The organism is Microbispora oryzae (assembly GCF_017896165.1).
In the GTDB taxonomy this organism is placed as follows: Bacteria; Actinomycetota; Actinomycetes; order Streptosporangiales; family Streptosporangiaceae; genus Microbispora; species Microbispora oryzae.
Genome location: NZ_JAFCNB010000027.1, coordinates 13,149 through 28,508, shown reverse-complemented (window position 1 = coordinate 28,508; position 15,360 = coordinate 13,149). Strand labels below are relative to the sequence as shown.

Below are 15,360 nucleotides of genomic sequence, written 5' to 3'. Positions count from 1 at the left end.
CCTTCCGGCCCGCTCCCGCACGGGAGCGGGCGCCGGCGGCCTCAGGTGACGGCCAACCTGTGCGCGTACTTCTCGTCCCGCCAGGACTCGTCGGAGAGCACGGCCGCGAGCGCGGTCGCCGCGTCGAACACGTCGACGTGGCGCAGGTAAAGCGGGGCGAAGCCGAACCGCACGATGTCGGGCGCGCGGTAGTCGCCGACGACGCCCCGGTCGGCCAGCGCCCGGACCACCGGATAGCCGTCGGGATGGCGGTAGCTGACCTGACTGCCCCGCCGCTCCGGGTCGCGCGGGCCGGCCAGCTCGAGGTCCGGCGCCAGCTCGTCGAGCAGCTCGACGAACAGCGAGGTCAGCGCCACGCTCTTGGCCCTGACCTGGTGCATGTCCACCTTCTCCCAGATGTCCAGCGAGGCGTTGAGCGCCGCGTACGACAGCACGGGTGGGCTTCCGGTGGCGAACCGGCGCACGCCGGGCGCCGGCCGGTAGTCCGGCTCGAAGGCGAAGGGCGCGGCGTGGCCGTGCCAGCCCGACAGCACGTTGCGGACGGCCTCCTGATGCCGCGGCGCGACGTAGATGTACGCGGGTGCCCCGGGGCCTCCGTTCAGGTACTTGTAAGTGCAGCCGACGGCGAAGTCGGCGGCGCCGATCTCGACGGGCAGGGCGCCCGCGCTGTGGCACAGGTCCCAGATCATGATCGCGCCGGCCGCCTGGACCCGTTCGGTCACCTGGGCCAGGTCGCGCATCGCCCCGGTTCTGTAGTCGACCTGCGACAGCAGGACGAGCGCCACATCGTCGTCGAGCGCGTCCGCGAGAGCGTCATCCGGGGAGCCGGTTGAGTCCTGGGAACCCAGGGAGCCGACGTCCCTGATCTCGTACGACCCGAGCGCGTCGGCGGCCCCCTGCACGACGTACCGGTCCGTGGGGAAGTTGTCCAGGTCGGAGACGATGACCCGGCGGCCGGGGCGCAGTGGCAGGGCGGCGGCCACCGCCTTGAAGATGTTCACGGAGGTCGAGTCGCCGGCGAGCACCTGCCCCGGCCCCGCCCCGATCAGCGGCGCGATGCGGTCGCCCGTGCTCTGCGGCAGGTCCCACCACCCCGCCGTGTTCCAGCTCGCCCCGAGATGCACGCCCCATTCGGACTCCACGGTCCGCGCCACCCGCTCCGGGGTGTGCCGGGGCAGCGCCCCGAGCGAGTTCCCGAGCAGATAGACGATGCCTGGGGGCAGTGAGAACGCGTCCCGGAACTCCCTCAGCGGGTCCCGGTCGTCGAGGGCCTGGCATTCGGCACGAGTGATGGCCATGGGCAGCTCCTTAGGTCACCGCATTATGTCCCCATAAATACCTCTAAATGCTGGCCAGTCCCCTGAGCGACGGCCCTCAGGCGGTCGTGCTCTGCATCTGGGGCTCTGCTTGTGTGCGGCGGGTGGCTGCGATCGTGCATGCGACGCGTACGAAGGCGGCGACGGCCGGTGAGCGGGCGTCCTGGGGCCACACGATGGCCAGTGTGCAGTTCGGCAGGTCGCTGACCGGCCGGTAGGCGACCCCTGGGCGCGGGTTGCGTCGGGCGACCGAGGCAGGCGCGAAGAACACGATGCTGCCCGTTTCGACGAGGCTGAAGATCTCCGACAGGTTGGAGGCCGGCCTTGTCACCCCGGGCCGGCGCGGCACGGCACGGCCGCCGTCGGCCGGCGCGCCGCTGGGGAGGCTCCGGCCGGCCAGGTCGGCCAGGCGCAGCTCGGTCCTGGCGGCCAGCGGGTCGGTGGCGGCCATGGCGACCAGGACCGGCTCGGTGATCAGCGACTCGCTGTCCAGCCCGCGGTCGTCCATGGGGCGAAGCACGAGCGCCACGTCGGCCAGGCCGTCGCGCAGTGCCTTGGGTTGATCGCCGAGCCCTCCGAGGACCAGTTCGGTGGGCAGGGCGGCGGGGTCGGTGCCGTAGGCGTCCAGGATCTGTGGCAGCAGGCCGCCGTCGATGTCGGCCTTGATTGCGATGCGCAGCCGGGGCGAGGTGCTGCCTGCGTGCCGAGCACGGTGAGCGGCGGCGGTGATCGCCTCCAGGGCGGTTCTGGCGTCGCGCAGCAGGACCTCTCCGGCGCCGGTGAGCTTCACCTGCCGGGTGGTCCGCTCGAAGAGCGTCACACCGAGCTGCCGTTCCAGGTCCCGGATTGTGCGGGACAGCGGAGGCTGCGCCATGCCCAGCCGGGCGGCGGCGCGCCCGAAGTGCAGTTCCTCCGCGACCGCGACGAAGTAGCGGAGCTGCCGCACCTCCAGGTCATTCATATCCCCAGGGTATCAATCGCGACCAAGTTGATCCTTCACCTGCACCGTTGCTCCGGGTTCACTCGGGAGCGACCGTCCGGCGCCCCTTGGGTTCGCCGTCGACCGCCACGCATGGAGGAACTCATGATCGTCATTACTACGCCGACCGGTGACATCGGCCGACAGCTCCTGGACCGCGTCCTGGACAGCGGTGAGCAGGTCCGGGTGATCGTCCGGGACCTCTCCCGGCTCCCGGAGCACGTGTGCGCGCAGGTTGAGGTGGTGGAGGGCTCCCACGCCGACGCGGACACGATCGCGAAGGCGCTGGAGGGCGCTGACCGGCTGTTCTGGCTCGTGCCCCCGGCCGGTTTCCGTGACGCCGGCCCCGCCAGGCGCTACTACCTGGACTTCGCCCGGGCCGTAACCCAGGAGGCCGCGAGCCGGGGCGTACGGATGGTGCACGTCACCTCTCTGGGCCACGGCTACCAGGACGAGGCCGGACTCCTGTCGGCCGCGCTCGACATGGACGAGCTGATCGAGAGCGCCGGCGTGCAGTACCGCGCCCTGGCTCTGCCGTTCTTCATGGAGAACCTGCTCCGTCAGACCCAGCCGATCACAGAGCAGGGGGTGTTCTCCATGGCGAACACCGCGGACCAGCCGCTGCTGACCGTCGCCACCCGGGACGTGGCTGCCACGGCGGCGGCGCTCCTGGTGGACACGACCTGGAGCGGACAGGCCCGCGTTCCGCTGGTCAGCCCCGACAGGCTGACCCCCGACGCCATGGCCGAGATCATCTCCGAGACCCTGGGCCGCACGGTGCGCTACCAGCAGGTTCCGCTCGCGGACTTCCAGGCCCATATGGTGCGGCGCGGCGCGAGCCCGGCGCTGGCCCAGGACATGGCCGACATGGTCAACGCGCAGAACAACGGAATCTACGACGCCGAACCCCGCGACCCGGCCTCCGCCACCGCCACCGGTTTCCGCCAGTGGTGCCAGGACATCTTGAAGCCGGCCGTCCAGTCCTGATCGGCTGCGCCGGTCAGTGCCCGGCACAGCCGCCCAATCCAGCACCGGAGGAAGCGGCCCCGCACTTCAGCGTCGGGTGATGCCGCCAGCAGGGCTGCGGGTCGATACAGCTGGCCTCGACCGCCGATTTGGACACTGGGGCCCTTACCGCCGGGATACTTCCCTGGCCCCTGCCGGCCCGCCGCCACGGGACGTCCTCCCGAGCTCCGCGATCACGGTTACCGCACGTCGTCGCAGCTTTCATGACAGAGCGTGGATACGCGGGCCCATACCGGCCGGGACCGTTCCACAGTAAAGGACGGCAGAAATTCGCAGAGATCGCCACACCGGCACGATCAGCGCGAAATAAGCACGGGACCAACCTGCGACTCTGTGCGATCGTGGACACAACGGGGCAAGTTCTCTGTAGACGCCAATCCCCCGTTGGTGACAGAGGGTGATCAAACGTGACGGAATCCCCGGTGCATCATGAGCCCCCGATCTACCGGCGCATCGCCGACCGGCTGCGCGAGCAGATCAGGTCCGGGGCCTTAGGTGATGGGGACCGCTTACCCGGCGAGAACGCCCTGATGAGCGAGTACGGCATCGCCCGCGCCACGGCGCGTCAGGCGCTCGCCGTGCTGATCAACGAGGGCCTCGCCGTGCCGAGACGAGGCTCCGGTGTGTACGTGCGCCTGTTCCGGCCCATCCGCCGGCACGGGTCGCGGCGGCTGTCCCGCGAACAGTGGGGCCAGGGACAGGCCATCTGGGACTCCGACGCCAGGGGCCGGGCGTACACGGTGGACGAGGTGCGGATCCAGCGCGAGCGGGCCGGAGAGCAGGCGGCCCGGGCGCTCGGCGCCGAGCTGGTCTGGGTGCGCCGTCGCCGCTATCTGGTCGACGGCCGCCCCGTGCAGCTCGCGGCCTCGCACTTCCCCGCCGACCTCGTCGAGGGCACCCCGGTCGTGCTGGCCGACACCGGGCCGGGAGGCGTGTACGCGCGGCTCGGCGACCTGGGGCTGGCCCCCGTGCGTTTCACCGAGGAGGTGCGGGCGCGGATGCCCGTGCCGGTCGAGGCCGACTCGCTCGAACTCCCTCCGGGCAACCCGGTGATCAGCGTCAGCCGGATCGCGTACGCCGACGGGGGCGCGGCGGTCGAGTTCAACGAGATGGTCCTCGACGCGGCCGCCTATGTACTCCAGTACGACTTCGACGCGTAGGTCAAGTCACTACCCCGCCGATAGGTTGACCTGACCGCCACGATCATTGATTTCTCTAGAGATGTCCCGCACCTTGAGGGAGAGACGTCAAGAGCACCCGGGCACACGGCGAGGGAAGGTGAACGGATGTCCTTTGACCGACGCCTTGCCGAGATCGCCCGGGAGTTCCCCCGATGGACGATCTGGCGGAGCGACGCGGGACGCTGGTGGGCCACCCGGCACCACCCGCTGACCGCCGCGCAACGGGCCTCGGGATGCGCGATGACAGTGGACGCGGACGACCCGGACGGGCTCCGCGAGCAGCTTCGCGACCAAGAGGAACGTGCCACCACCGCCGATCCATGAGCGCGGAAGCCCCCGGCCCGATCGGGGGCGGGGGCTTCCGCTTCCATCTGCTCGCGATGCTCTGATGCCTGTGCTGCTCATGTTGCTGCTCGTGCTGCTCGTGGCTGCTGCCCGGACTCGGCCGGGCCGCGGTGACCCGCCGCGGCGTCGCGATCCCGGCTCAGATCCGGCGCAGCTCAGATCCGGCGCAGCTTAGATCCGGCGCAGCGACTCCTGCTCGCCGGAGTCGGCCCGCACCCGGCCGAGGTCGACGTCGGTGTCCTCCGCCACCCGCGGGCCGTCCTCGCCCCGCCGGTCGTCGAGGATCACCCGGTCCTCGCTCTCGTCCTCGTCGCCACCGACCTGCACGGCACCATGAGCTGAGTCGTTGACCGAGTCGTGAACCGAGTCGCGGGCAGTGTCGCCGCCGGAGTCACGCACAGAGTCACGGCCGGTGTCGTGGATGTCGTCGTGCCGCTGCCCGAGGTGCTCGGCGTACTCCGGCTCGGTCGCGGCCGCGTCGTGTCCCGTCGCCGCGTTGTCATCGGCCGGAGCGGGCACGGGCGCCTGCGGCGCGTGCGGCTGAACCACCGGGGCCGGCGGGAGCACCGCGGCCTCGTCGATCAGCGGTCCGGCGGCCGCCTCGCGGTGGAGCAGGTCGCCCAGGACCGACTCGACCTCCGTGAGCCTGCGCACGACCTCGGTGTGGGTGTCGGTGAGGTAGGCGACGCGCCGCCCGGTGTGCTCGTCCAGGGAGTTGACCCGCTGCTGCGCCGCCGACAGCATGGCCTCGGCCTGGCCCCGCGCGTCGGCGAGTGTCCGCTCCGACTCGGCCCGCGCGGCGCGCAGGGTCTCGTCGGCCTCGGCCCGGGCCGCGCCCAGCGTCTCCTCGGCGTCCGCCCCCGCCTGCGCGAGCAGCCGCTCGGCCGAGGCCGTGGCGTCCGCGACCCGGCGCTCGGCCTCCTCCTGGGCGGCCGTCCTGATCGCGTCGGCCTGCTCGCGCGCCGACGTCACCAGGCGCTCCGCCTCCGCCGCCGCGTTGTCCCGCAGCCGGTTGGCCTCGGCCTCCGACGCCTCCTTGTTGGCCGCCGCCTCCTCGTGCGCCAGCTTGAGGATCTGGCTCAGGCGCTCGCCGAGCTCGTCAGGGTTCTGCGGCGACTCCGCCATCTTCCGCCGGGCCTCGGCCAGCTCGATCCGGCCCTGCTCGGCCTGGTCGATGGTTCGCGCGAGCCGTTCCTCCAGGTCACGAATCTGGTTGCGGGTCCGGATCATGTAATCGTGGACCTGCCGGCGGCTGTACCCGCGCATCACGACTTCGAAGGAGTCGTCACTCATGAGGTCGGGAAAGTTGTCGGTCTGATTCGTCATGGCAAGCCCTGGGGGTCGGAGAACAACGACGGTAACGCACGTCAGGACATGACTTTCCTGCTATCCGGAGGACATCGCAACCCGAACGGCGCAGCTGCCGGGGAAAATGCAGGACACCGGCACCGATCACGCAAGACCCCTCGTGGGATCATGGTGGCATGTCGTACATCATGGCCCTCGACGAGGACGCGACACCGGTCATCCACCCCGAGGCGTGGGTGGCCCCCGGCGCGGTGGTCGTCGGCAGGGTACGACTCGGCCGGGCGTCCAGCGTCTGGTACGGCGCGGTGCTGCGCGGTGACGACGAGCTGATCGAGGTTGGCGCCGAGTGCAACATCCAGGATCTGTGCTGCCTGCACGCCGACGAGGGCCGGCCCGCGATCCTGGCCGACCGCGTGAGCCTGGGCCACCGGGCGACCGTGCACGGGGCGCGGGTGGAGACCGGAGCGCTGGTCGGCATCGGCGCCGTCGTCCTGAACGGCGCGGTGATCGGCGCGGGCAGCGTGGTCGCCGCGGGGGCCCTGGTGCCGCCGGGCCGGAACGTCCCGCCCGGAGTGCTGGTGGCCGGGGTGCCCGCGAAGGTCGTCCGTGATCTCACCGACGACGAGCGGACTTCCTTCTCCGGAACTCCCGGCAGATATCTCGCCAAAGCGCGTCGCCACTCCGCGGCGTACGAGGTGTCGTGAGGAACGTCCCGGTGAGCGGCCGGTGGTCGGAGAGCTCGGGATGGGTGTCGAGCACCGAGGCGTCCACGGGCGTGTAGTCGTCCTCGCTGGCGAAGATGTAGTCGATCTTCCGGCCACCCCTGGTGGTCGGCTCGCCATCCCGGACGGGGACGCCGCATCGGGCCGCGTCCGCCTCCGCGTACGGGCCGTCGCCGACGCCCATGCCGTAGAGAGGGGTGAGCTGGCCGTCCCGAGGGGTCCGGTTGAAGTCTCCGGTGAGGATCACCGGATCGGTTCCGGCGTAGGCCTGGGCCAGCCGGAGGACCTGGCCCGGGGTCTCGGTGCCCGACAGGTGGGTCACGCAGCTCACAGCCGGCCCGTCACCCACCTCCCCTCGCGCGCACAGCAGGCCGCGCGGGTGCACCGCGTCGCCCTTGTGAGCCGGGGCGTGGTCGACCTTCAGCCTGCGGCGCAGCGGCGCCCCGTCCGCCGCGCCCTTCAGCACGAGGGCGACGCCGAAGGTCAGGCCGTCCGGCGGCATGGTCCGGTCGGTCAGGTCGCCCCACATCTGGGTGCACCGGTCCGAGCGCCCGGGGCCGCAGCCCCGCGCGTAGCCGTACCAGACGACCCGGTAGCCGGGAAGCTCACGCTTGAGCAGGGCGACCTGGGCGTAGCACATCTCGGTGAGGCCGGCCACGTCGACGTGTCTGCTCTTGATGATGCCCGCGACCTGCGCCGCCCAGGTCTTCCTCCGGGCGCGAGTGAGGTCGGCGGCGCAGGTGCCGGCGCTGTTGCCGGACGCGCAGACGTTGTACGTCAGCACGTTGACATGATCCGCGAAACGGTCGCGCCCGGTGCCGTCCTCCGTGGCGTCCTCCGCCGCCCGCGCGGGCTCGGCGCGGCCGATGACCAGCGCGACGAGTACGACCGCCCAGACCACCACACCCGTCACGTCGCCGCGACGTCCCCCTGCCGCCCTCACCCGCCACACCCTCCCGGTTCCGGGAGCCCCCATGGGCGTCCGTGATCGGGAGGTGGCTCCGCATGGCACTTCCTCCCGTATCCGGAGAAAGTAACCCGAAGCGGATCAGCCCACCCAGGCGCCGGTGGTGAAATTTCCTACATTGATTGCCATAACGGGCGCGGCGACGGCCACATAGGCCATGAAAACCCACGGTTTGCGTACGGCGGTGACGCCGACGGAGAGGTAGAGCGGCCACCAGAGCAGTGAGGCGCGGCCCACCGACATGTAGAACGACGACATGGCGAGCAGCGCCACGGCCTGCGGCGCCAGATAGGCGAAGTCGGCCCACCGCCGCCGCACCAGCTGCCAGATGATCAGCGCCACCAGCACGGCCGCCGCCAGAATCTCCTCGCGGTACGACGTCTGCAGGAGAGGCTCCTCCATCGACCGGTGCCACGTGTTGAGGAAGACCGTCCAGGGCTTCTCCGGGAAGCGGCCCCAGTAGACCGCCTCCGCCTGCTTCCAGGCCATCAGGTCTCCGGTGCGGACGTACAGATAGCCCATGTAGGCCAGCACCGGGGCCACGGGAACCACGAGCCAGGGCGCCGTCCGCCACCCGGTCGACCGCAGTCCCTTCTCCGAGACCAGGAACGCGACGGCGAGACCCGCGGCGAGGAACAGCCCGGAGATCCGGACCGACGACGCGAACGCGGCGCAGACGACGGCCGCCTCCCAGCGCCCCTTCCTGGCGAGCAGCCAGGCGGGAATCGCCAGCGCCAGGAACGGCGCCTCCGAGTATCCCGCCAGCATGAACACGGCGAACGGGCTGAGATAGAACGCCAGCACGGCCAGCATCCCGCTGCCCGCCCGCATGTCCTCGGCCAGCCGCCACAGCGCCACCGCGACGACGGCGCTCGCCACCAGCGAGACGAGCACGATGGCGAGGCTCCAGTCGGAGACGATCAGATGCACGTAGCGCAGGAAGAGCGGCAGCCCGGGGAAGAACGCGGTCAGCCTCGGAGCGTCCTGCATACCCGGCGAACCGTCGTAGCCATACTGGGCGATGGCGATGAAATTGTCGCTGTCCCAGGGCGTCAGGCGGTCGAGCAGCGGCGCGTCCGAGCGCCCGGGAGCCGCCAGGACCATGTAGATGTAGGTCCCGACATGCCAGAAGAACCAGATCAGCAGGGCCGTGACGTCGCCCCGCCGGACGTGCCACCACCGCTGCGCCTCGTCGTCCGGACCGCGTGATTCCGCGGGCTCGGCGCCGGCGCCTTCCGTGCCGGCGCTTTCCATCTCGGCGGCCTTCCCACCGGCGGGCTCCTGACCCGCCGCGGCCACGTCGGAGCCTCTGAGACCGGTCTCAGCCGACGTCTCGGTCGGCGTCTCGGTCGGCGTCTCGGCCGAAGTCTCAGCCGACGTCTCTGCCGGAGCGCCCCCCTCCGCGTCAGGCCGCCCCCGTGACGCGCCGGCCTTCGGCTCGGCGGTCCCTGCCTCCTGGATCTCGGTCACGAGCACCTATGGAATACGCAGGCATGAGGTTGTGCCAAGTACCCACCCGCGAGGTTGAGTGGAACAAAGCGACAACATTAATATTTCCCCATGTCAGCGCAGCCACCTGGGTGAAAGTTTCATCGCGCCCCGATACCGGTGCGCCGTCCCGCCTGTCGGTGCCCGGATCTACCATGGCCACGTGCGATGGGACGGGTTCGGCGCGATCGAGAGCGACATGCGCGCCCTCGTCGCCGATCCCCGCTGGTCCCTGCTCACGCCGCTCGGGCGGGCGCACGCCATCGCGCAGCGATGCCTGGCGACGCCCGACGGCTCCCACTGGCTCTTCGGGGCCCACGCCCGGTGGTACCGGCTGGACCGGGTCGACGGCCGCTGGCACCTGTCGGCTCCCCCGTCACACCCCGTGGTCCGGGAGGCTGCACGGCCGCATCCCGCCCGGGCCCCCATTCCGCCGCACGTCGTGCCCGCCGGTCCCGACTTCGTCTTCGACCGCGGCTCGACCCAGGGGTTCGTCGGGCCGGACGTGCCACGCGAGATCACCGAGCGGGTCCGGGCCCTGCTGCTCGCCCACCGGGGCCTGTCGACGGACGACTACCCCCTGGCCGGCGGGCCCTACGAGGAGGTCTTCGCGCCCGACGTGACCGGTGCCGTGGCGGCGGTCTGGGGCACCGTCATGTGGTGCGCCTACGCACCGGCCTTCGACGGCAACGAGGTGCTGCTGTCGATGTTCGGCGAGTTCCTCGCCCGGCCGCTGCCGGGCGACGACTGGGTGCGCTGGCTGCCGATGGGATCGCTCGACGCACTCGTGGGCCTGTACGCCGAGCGGATGGCCTTCGGCGCCCACGAGGCCGGCCTCCGTCTGGCCGGCCTGATGGCCGAGACCGCCACGATCCTGCGCGCCGACCCCCGGTTCCGGCCCCGCGCCGACGCGCTGCTCGGCATGGTCGAGCCCCTGCTCTCCCGGCCCTGGCTCGATCTGCACGCCGTTCCGTCCGGGACCGTACGGCGGGCCTGGCTATCGCGGTGCCCGCCGCACCTGGCCCCGGCCACGCTGCCCGAGACCTCGCCCGGCGACCACTTCCGGCACAGCCTGTACGACCTGACCGAGGCGCTGACCGTCACCGCCTCGCGGGGCTGGGAGCCGAGGACGGTCGCGGCCGCCCTGCTCGCCGCCGACGTCTCCGGCGTCTGCGGCGCCACCGAGCCCGCCTGGGCGCCGCCCGGCGCCTCCGCCACCGCTCAGGTCGTGACGTGGCTGTACGGGTGGCTCGACGACGAGCTCCGCCAGGCGTTCTATCTGGCGCTGTCCGACCCGGCGAACCCGCTGAGAGCCTGCTGGCCGCGCGGCGGGCGGCTGGCCCCGCTCCTCGTCCCGCCCGATCGCGCCACCGCCGCCGCCCTGCTCGGCGCGGCGTACGCCACGGGGCTCGCCTGGTGCCGCCTCACCGGGACGCCCGTGCCCGCCTCAGGCTTCCCGGTGGCCTCGGCGGCCGTCCAGTCCCTGATCCATCAGCGCGACGACGATCCCGGCCCGGCTCCGGCCCCGCTGCGTACCGTCCGCGACCCCGAGGAGTCGGGTTGGCTCTTCGAAACTCAAAATTCGGATATCTCACCCTTACCTCCGCTTTAGCAATATCTCTCCATCTCCACCAGGCGTTTTGCCGAATCGTGATGCATACCACGGGGAAATGGTCAGGGAGGAACGAGGGCGGCACGGCGGAATGGTCCCGATGGGCCATGTCCCGGCAGGTTAACCAGACGTAACCTCGTGATGGGTGTGGGCTGCGGAAGGAAGGACGACGCGGTGGGGCACGACGACCTGGACTCTCGGGTCCACGACCGTGTCGCGTTGGACGAGATCGCGCTCTATGCCGAGGTACTGGAGGCCGTCAACATCGCGGATGACCGCCTGACCTTGGAAGAGCTCGACAACGCGCTCGGATTGCGGACCTCGGCGAGTCGTTGATGAAACGTTGAGGACACTGAGAGCACGAAACGGTCCCGGGCTCCCTACGGGGGTCCGGGATTGTTCTTTCCCGGGGCCGGGGAGCCGCCGCGCGGCGCGGGGATGACCGGTCAGGAACGCACCAGGCGGGCGATGGCCGCCGACGCCTCCTTCACCTTCTCCTCGGCGTCCGGCCCGCCACCGCTGACCGCCTCGGCCACGCAGTGGGAGATGTGGTCTTCGAGGAGGCCGAGCGCCACCGCCTGGAGGGCGCGGGTCGCCGCCGAGACCTGGGTGAGGATGTCGATGCAGTAGACATCCTCCTCGACCATGCGCTGAAGGCCGCGGATCTGTCCCTCGACGCGACGCAGGCGAGTCAGGTATGCCTGCTTGTCCCCGCTGTAGCCGTGCATGCCCCCTACCGTACCCCTCGCCGGTATGTGACCGCCCTTGTCGTTCCAGTCACACACTTTTGACCTCGCACAGGTGGCCAAACACAGGTGGCCATACACGGTCGGCACAACCGGGGGTAACACCGCGGGCCGCGGGGAACGATTCATTGACTGGCACGAAGCCGGCCATGGAGTCCCGGATGCGATCGCAGACGATTCTCCGCTCGCTGCCCTTCGCCGTGATGGCGGCGGTGGCCCTTGTCGACCTGCTCGCCTGGCCGGGGATGGGCTTCATGACGCTGCTCACCCTCGGCCCCGCCTTCGCGGCGCTGTCGGGCAGCGTGGGATACACCGCCGCCGTGGGCGGGATCGCGATCGCCGTCTCGCTGCCCCTGGCTCTCTACGAGCACGTGCTGGGCGAACAGCAGAACGCGGTGACGATCGTGTCGATCATCGGCGTCACCGCCGCGAGCATGCTCGCCAGCCGGCTGCGCGCCCGCCGGGAGCGCGAACTCGCCAACGTCCGGCTCGTGGCCGAGGCGGCCCAGCGCGTACTGTTGCGGCCCGTCCCCAGGCGGGCGGGCGACCTCCGCATCGCCATGTCCTACACGTCCGCCGCGGCCGACGCCCAGATCGGCGGCGACCTCTACGAGGTGGTGACCACGCCCCGCGGCGTACGGCTGCTCGTGGGCGACGTGCAGGGCAAGGGCCTCGACGCCGTGGAGACGGCGGCCTGGGTGCTCGGCGCCTTCCGCGAGGCCGCCTACGACGAGGCCGAACTGTCCGACGTGGGGGAACGGCTGGAGACCAGCCTGTCCCGGCACCTGAGCGGCGAGAAGTTCGTGACCGCCGTCCTCGCTGAGGTGCACGAGGACGAGATCTCGCTGCTCAATTTCGGGCACCCGTCGCCGCTCGTGCTCGGCGCCGACGGCGCGGTCCGCCGGGCCGAGCCGCAGGAGGAGGCGGCGCCGCTCGGGCTGCTCGTCCTCGGCTCGCCGCGGCCGAAGCCGTACCGGGTCGGGTTCGCGGAGGGCGACCAGATCCTCTTCTACACGGACGGCGTGATCGAGGCCAGAAACGCCCGAGGCGAGTTCTACCCCTTGGAACAGCGCACCGGCATCCTGCGGGTGGACGATCCGCAGGCCGCGCTCGACCGGCTGCGCGCCGACCTGCTCGCCCACGTCGGAGGGCCGCTCCCCGACGACGCGGCCATGCTCCTGTTACGCCGCCAGCGATCCTGACCCGTGCCCCACCAATCCTTGCCCTGTGCAAAGATTGGTGCGCCGATGTGAGCGATGCCGAGCGGAGCGAGCGAGGATGGACCAGGAGAGAGCGGAGTCGAGCGCCCCCTCCCTGTCCCTCTCCGTACACCTTCGCGGCGACGTCGTGGTCGTCGCCATGTCGGGGCAGCTCGACATGATGTCCGCGGCGTCCCTGCGCGCCTGCCTGGCCGACGCGATCCGGCGCTCCTCACCGCCCCGCGTCGTCGTGGACGCCGAGGAGCTGACCTTCTGCGACTCCACCGGGGTCAGCGTGCTGATGGGGGCGCTGCCCGCGATCGGGGCGGCCGGCGGGCGGATGGCGCTCAGCGGCGTGCGTGGCAGGCTCGGCCGTATACTGCGCATCACCGGTCTCGCCGCCGAGCTCGCCGTTCACCCGACCGTCGACGACGCGGCCGCGTACCTCACCCGCCTGCCCCTCTGACACGGGTCATCGGGAGCGGGTCGCTCAGTCGCGGGAGCGCAGGCCGTACATGAGCTCCTGCCAGCGGGCCGCGACGACCGGCGCGGCGTGGGCGGAGGCGGTCTCCAGTGCGCCCGCGGCCAGCGACATCCGGCGGCGCTCGTCGTCCACAAGCGAGAGCAGGGCCGCGGCGAGCGACTCGACGCCGTCGTCCCCGTCGGTAGCCAGCACGCTGTCGCGGCCGGGACGCAGGAACTCGGCGGGCCCGCGCGCCCCTTCGAAGCCGACCACCGGAACGCCGCAGCTCAGCGCCTCGATCAGGGTCATCCCCCGCACCTCGTGCGGGGACGGCACGGCGACGATCGACGCCTTGGCGAACTCGCCGCGCAGGTCGGGGGTGGTGCCCATGAAGTAGACGTGGTTGTGCAGGTTCAGGTCACGGACCAGGGCACGCAGCCGCCGCTCCTCCGGCCCGCCGCCGTAGAGACGCAGCCGCCAGTCGGGCCGCTTGTCCGCGACGATCGCGAACGACCTGATCAGCCGGTCGTACGACTTGCCGGGCACCAGCCGGCCGCCCGCGCTGACGATGCGGTTGTCCATCCGGGAGCGGGGCCAGGGCGCGGGCGACAGTGAGTCGGGGATGACATGGACGGAAAGGTCGTCGTCGAGCACCCGCGCCCACTCGTCCCGGCTGGTCTCCGTGCTCGTCACCACGGCGTCGAGGCGGGGATAGAACCGGCGGACGGGGCCCGGAACGGCCGGACGGCCCCACTCGCGGGCGATGCGCACCACGCCGCGCGGGGCGTGTCTCGCGGACTGCACGCTCAGCGCCGGCCGTCCGGTGACCAGGACGTCCGAGCGCAGTCCGCGCAGCATCCGCCAGAGCGCCACCTCCATGCGCACCTGGCCGCGCGGGAGCAGGTGGTTGACCCCGGGCCGGGCGTCCACCAGCCACCGCATGGCGACCCGCCGGTCCACCGGGAAGAACGGCGTCTCCCTCGTCCGCCTGACGCTGACCACCTCGACCTCGTGCCGCGTGGCCAGCTCACCCGCGAGGTTGAGCATGGCCCGCGCGTCTCCGCGCATCCCGTACGCGGAGGAGATCAGGAAGGTGATCTTCACACGCCCACCTCGAGCCGCAACTCGTCTTCGGCCGTGAAAGCCGGCCGGATCGGGACGCCGTCCACGAACGCGCTCGGGTAGTGGACGCGGCGGCGTTTGCCCTCGACGTCGTCCAGCCGCGCACCGAGGCGCAACGGCCGCTCCACGCCGTCCACCTCCAGGGACGGCTCCCAGACGCCCTGCGAGTCGGGGGTCGCGGCGAGCACGTCGCACAGCGACAGCGCGGCGTGGAAGCGGACGCCCTGGACCGTGGCGGCCACCGAGACGGTCGCGGCCTGATCGCCGTGGGAGAGCGCGAGCGTCGCCTCGCGGTGCTGGTCGTCGTCGTCGAGCCCGGTGTACGCCAGGAGGCCGGTCACCTCGAAGCGTCCCTCGCGGAACCAGACGGCCCGGACGTCCGCGACGGGACCGGCCTGGTCGATCTTTATGGCCAGGTAGCCGTTGCGGGTCCGGTAGGCCCGATAGGACATCGTCCTCCGCCCCAGCGCGTACGCGTCCAGCCGGTCGAGCGAGAAGCCCGGATCGACGCTCTGGATCCGGGTCCGCGGACCGTCCTGTTGCAGGTAGGCGTCCCACCGGCCGGGCTCCAGCCGCAGCGGCGCGAGCGAGACCGCGACACTCGCGTCGCGGGCCCGTCCGCCCGGACTGCCCAGGGTCACCTGCCGCTCCCCGCCGGTGGCCCGATGCCGCAGCACCAGCCGGGTGCCCTCCGCGAGCGGCCTCTCGATCGCCAGGCGAAGGGAGAGGACGTCGGCCAGCGTGACTTCCGCGTCGGTGACGACAACCCCCACCGCACAGCCCCCTCCCCGTTGATTGAGCCAACGTTGAGGTTACCGTGATTTTCCTGTTATGTGGAGAAACCCATTGTCGATGGTGGCCGGATAGTCATCTGCTTCTGACGCGT

General features: G+C 71.3%; 16 protein-coding genes. 8 read left to right on the top strand and 8 right to left on the bottom strand.

Annotated features, from left to right (window positions below; all coding sequences use genetic code 11):
* Nucleotides 1-41: 41 nt before the first annotated feature.
* A complete protein-coding gene (kynU, locus tag JOL79_RS30565) occupies nucleotides 42-1,298 on the bottom strand; it encodes a kynureninase (RefSeq protein WP_210159396.1) in 1,257 nt (418 codons plus the stop codon).
* A 76-nt stretch (nucleotides 1,299-1,374) separates the two neighbouring features.
* Nucleotides 1,375-2,277 (bottom strand): LysR family transcriptional regulator, encoded by a 903-nt coding sequence (locus JOL79_RS30560; RefSeq protein WP_210159395.1) that lies wholly within the window; start codon nucleotides 2,275-2,277, stop codon nucleotides 1,375-1,377.
* 123 nt (nucleotides 2,278-2,400) lie between these two features.
* Here JOL79_RS30560 and JOL79_RS30555 point away from each other — a divergent pair, with 123 nt between their 5' ends.
* The 3 genes from JOL79_RS30555 to JOL79_RS30545 all read left to right on the top strand — a co-directional run bounded on the left by JOL79_RS30555 (nucleotide 2,401) and on the right by JOL79_RS30545 (nucleotide 4,826).
* Nucleotides 2,401-3,282, top strand: coding sequence for an NmrA family NAD(P)-binding protein (locus tag JOL79_RS30555; protein WP_210159394.1), 882 nt, complete (start codon nucleotides 2,401-2,403; stop codon nucleotides 3,280-3,282).
* A 446-nt stretch (nucleotides 3,283-3,728) separates the two neighbouring features.
* A complete protein-coding gene (locus JOL79_RS30550; RefSeq protein ID WP_210159393.1) occupies nucleotides 3,729-4,481 on the top strand; it encodes a GntR family transcriptional regulator in 753 nt (250 codons plus the stop codon).
* Between the two features lie 126 nt (nucleotides 4,482-4,607).
* Nucleotides 4,608-4,826 (top strand): hypothetical protein, encoded by a 219-nt coding sequence (locus tag JOL79_RS30545; protein WP_210159392.1) that lies wholly within the window; start codon nucleotides 4,608-4,610, stop codon nucleotides 4,824-4,826.
* A gap of 192 nt (nucleotides 4,827-5,018) precedes the next feature.
* Here the strand turns inward: JOL79_RS30545 and JOL79_RS30540 are convergent, their stop codons facing one another.
* Entirely contained in the window at nucleotides 5,019-6,173 is a 1,155-nt protein-coding gene (locus JOL79_RS30540; protein WP_210159391.1) for a hypothetical protein, read from the bottom strand.
* A gap of 158 nt (nucleotides 6,174-6,331) precedes the next feature.
* Between JOL79_RS30540 and JOL79_RS30535 the strand changes: the two genes are divergently transcribed.
* Nucleotides 6,332-6,859, top strand: coding sequence for a gamma carbonic anhydrase family protein (locus tag JOL79_RS30535; RefSeq protein ID WP_210159390.1), 528 nt, complete (start codon nucleotides 6,332-6,334; stop codon nucleotides 6,857-6,859).
* Here the strand turns inward: JOL79_RS30535 and JOL79_RS30530 are convergent.
* Both JOL79_RS30530 and JOL79_RS30525 read right to left on the bottom strand, forming a co-directional pair.
* A complete protein-coding gene (locus tag JOL79_RS30530; protein WP_210159389.1) occupies nucleotides 6,768-7,790 on the bottom strand; it encodes an endonuclease/exonuclease/phosphatase family protein in 1,023 nt (340 codons plus the stop codon). The genes JOL79_RS30535 and JOL79_RS30530 overlap by 92 nt on opposite strands.
* 135 nt (nucleotides 7,791-7,925) lie before the next feature.
* Nucleotides 7,926-9,314, bottom strand: coding sequence for a mannosyltransferase family protein (locus JOL79_RS30525; protein ID WP_210159388.1), 1,389 nt, complete (start codon nucleotides 9,312-9,314; stop codon nucleotides 7,926-7,928).
* A gap of 181 nt (nucleotides 9,315-9,495) precedes the next feature.
* Between JOL79_RS30525 and JOL79_RS30520 the strand changes: the two genes are divergently transcribed.
* Nucleotides 9,496-10,944, top strand: a complete 1,449-nt coding sequence (locus tag JOL79_RS30520) for a hypothetical protein (protein WP_210159387.1) — start codon at nucleotides 9,496-9,498, stop codon at nucleotides 10,942-10,944.
* Nucleotides 10,945-11,118: 174 nt separating this feature from the next.
* A complete protein-coding gene (locus JOL79_RS30515) occupies nucleotides 11,119-11,280 on the top strand; it encodes a hypothetical protein (protein WP_210159386.1) in 162 nt (53 codons plus the stop codon).
* Between the two features lie 110 nt (nucleotides 11,281-11,390).
* Here the strand turns inward: JOL79_RS30515 and JOL79_RS30510 are convergent, their stop codons facing one another.
* The gene (locus JOL79_RS30510; protein WP_210159385.1) at nucleotides 11,391-11,672 is read right to left on the bottom strand and encodes a metal-sensitive transcriptional regulator; all 282 of its coding nucleotides are present in this window, start codon (nucleotides 11,670-11,672) and stop codon (nucleotides 11,391-11,393) included.
* A 179-nt stretch (nucleotides 11,673-11,851) separates the two neighbouring features.
* Here JOL79_RS30510 and JOL79_RS30505 point away from each other — a divergent pair, with 179 nt between their 5' ends.
* Both JOL79_RS30505 and JOL79_RS30500 read left to right on the top strand, forming a co-directional pair.
* Nucleotides 11,852-12,892: a PP2C family protein-serine/threonine phosphatase gene (locus tag JOL79_RS30505; RefSeq protein ID WP_230985770.1), complete on the top strand. Its 1,041-nt coding sequence runs from the start codon at nucleotides 11,852-11,854 to the stop codon at nucleotides 12,890-12,892.
* Nucleotides 12,893-12,968: 76 nt separating this feature from the next.
* Complete coding sequence (locus JOL79_RS30500) at nucleotides 12,969-13,355, top strand: STAS domain-containing protein (protein WP_210159384.1); 387 nt, start codon at nucleotides 12,969-12,971, stop codon at nucleotides 13,353-13,355.
* A 24-nt stretch (nucleotides 13,356-13,379) separates the two neighbouring features.
* Here the strand turns inward: JOL79_RS30500 and JOL79_RS30495 are convergent, their stop codons facing one another.
* A complete protein-coding gene (locus JOL79_RS30495; protein ID WP_210159383.1) occupies nucleotides 13,380-14,456 on the bottom strand; it encodes a glycosyltransferase in 1,077 nt (358 codons plus the stop codon).
* Nucleotides 14,453-15,247 (bottom strand): hypothetical protein, encoded by a 795-nt coding sequence (locus JOL79_RS30490; protein ID WP_210159382.1) that lies wholly within the window; start codon nucleotides 15,245-15,247, stop codon nucleotides 14,453-14,455. The genes JOL79_RS30495 and JOL79_RS30490 overlap by 4 nt, the downstream gene beginning before the upstream one ends.
* Between the last annotated feature and the right edge of the window lie 113 nt (nucleotides 15,248-15,360).